Source organism: Sphingomonas sp. Leaf62 (assembly GCF_001421915.1).
Lineage (GTDB): Bacteria > Pseudomonadota > Alphaproteobacteria > Sphingomonadales > Sphingomonadaceae > Sphingomonas.
Genome location: NZ_LMLN01000007.1, coordinates 89,794 through 91,181 on the forward strand (window position 1 = coordinate 89,794; position 1,388 = coordinate 91,181).

Here is a 1,388-nt window from a genome sequence, read left to right on the forward strand (position 1 = left end):
CTTCGCGGTCGGATATTGCGCCTTCAGCTCTTTCAGGATGTCGAGCAGCGCGGCCTTCTGCGCCGGCGTGCGCGTGTCCTTCGGCGTCTTCCCGTCGCTGGCGACGCCGCCGACGTAGCAGATGCCGACCGTGGTGCGGTTATGCCCTTCGACATGCGCGCCAGCGGTACGCAGCGGCCGACCGACCTCGATTGTGCCGTCGAGGCGGATCACGAAGTGATAGCCGATGTCCGACCACTTCTTGGCGAGGTGCCAGCGCCGGATCTCGGCCGCATCGACATACTGGCCTTCGCGCGTTGCCGAGCAGTGCACGACGATGCCGGTGATCGCGCGATTGATCGGCTTCCGGACCGCGCGCAGCCACGCCGGCACCGCCCCGCCCAGCAGGCCGAGCCGCTCTGCAACCGCCGGCTGCGGCATGCCGCGGGCGATGATCACCAGGACGAACAGTGCGCCGCCGATCCATTCCTGGAACCGGTCGGGGATCAAGGCGACGACGTTGGGCGGCAGGGACTGCCATGCCGACTGTAGCGAGACCGGATCGATCGCTGCGAACAGCGAGACCAGGACGCCGAGCACGGCGATGCGGACCGAATGCGCGCGCGCGAGCACGCGCCCCCGGTCGAGGAGCGACGTCAGCATTTCGAATTTCCTTTGGAAAGGGCGGCTTCAGCCGCGAATATTATCCACGACCGCTTGCGCGATCGGCAGCACTGCACCGACCAGCAGGAGGAAGATTCCGCTATCGATCATCATCGCCGTGCCTCCCGATCCTGCTGCGGGACCAGCACGTCGAGCTTCGCTTCGATCCGGGTGGTCCGCTTGTCGATTTCCTGCTGCTGCTTGGCCATTTCCTCGAGCACCGTGATGCGTCGGCCCTGTTCGTCGAGCTTGGAAATATAGCCGCCGCCGGTCAGCAGTCCGCCGGCGATGAGTGCGCCAACCGAAGCGGCCGGCATCCACGCCAGCCACCGCGGCGCCGGCGAGGGCGTCGTATCGGTCATCGCAATTCCTTCAGGTGTCAGGGCTTCGGCGGCAGGCCGAGGAACGCCGTTTCCACATTGCGCAGGCAGTGGCCGGGCGCTTCCCCCAGCAGGACGAACAGTCCGTCGATCGTCGGCGCGACGATCGCCGCCCAGCGCGCGCCGCGCAGCTGACCGCGGCCGATATAGCTGCTGATCGTCTCGTCGGCCGAGGGGCAGGTATCGGTGAGGCGCAAGAGGTATGCCGCCCCGACGATCGCAACCTGCGCCAGCTGGTCGATCGACACGAGCAGCTGCATCACCACGTCAGCCAGTCGGCGCATCGGGCCACCCTCCATCGACATCGATCGCTGCCACCGCCTCGACGTCGATCGCCGCCTCGATCGCCGCGCGCTTCGACAGCGC

General features: G+C 67.3%; 3 protein-coding genes. All 3 read right to left on the reverse strand.

Annotated elements, in window-relative coordinates; all coding sequences use genetic code 11:
* Positions 1 to 642, reverse strand: a 642-nt coding sequence (locus ASE91_RS19885) for a DUF7940 domain-containing protein (RefSeq protein ID WP_162233627.1), incomplete at its 3' end; no start/stop codon positions are given.
* A 110-nt stretch (positions 643 to 752) separates the two neighbouring features.
* A complete protein-coding gene (locus ASE91_RS05245) occupies positions 753 to 1,004 on the reverse strand; it encodes a hypothetical protein (protein WP_056623516.1) in 252 nt (83 codons plus the stop codon).
* A 17-nt stretch (positions 1,005 to 1,021) separates the two neighbouring features.
* Positions 1,022 to 1,306, reverse strand: coding sequence for a hypothetical protein (locus ASE91_RS05250; RefSeq protein WP_082453832.1), 285 nt, complete (start codon positions 1,304 to 1,306; stop codon positions 1,022 to 1,024).
* Between the last annotated feature and the right edge of the window lie 82 nt (positions 1,307 to 1,388).

Coding starts and splice junctions, on each gene's coding strand:
- ASE91_RS05245 (WP_056623516.1), bottom strand. CDS start 1,004: ATGACCGATACGACGCCCTCGCCGGCGCCGCGGTGGCTGGCGTGGATG.
- ASE91_RS05250 (WP_082453832.1), bottom strand. CDS start 1,306: ATGCGCCGACTGGCTGACGTGGTGATGCAGCTGCTCGTGTCGATCGAC.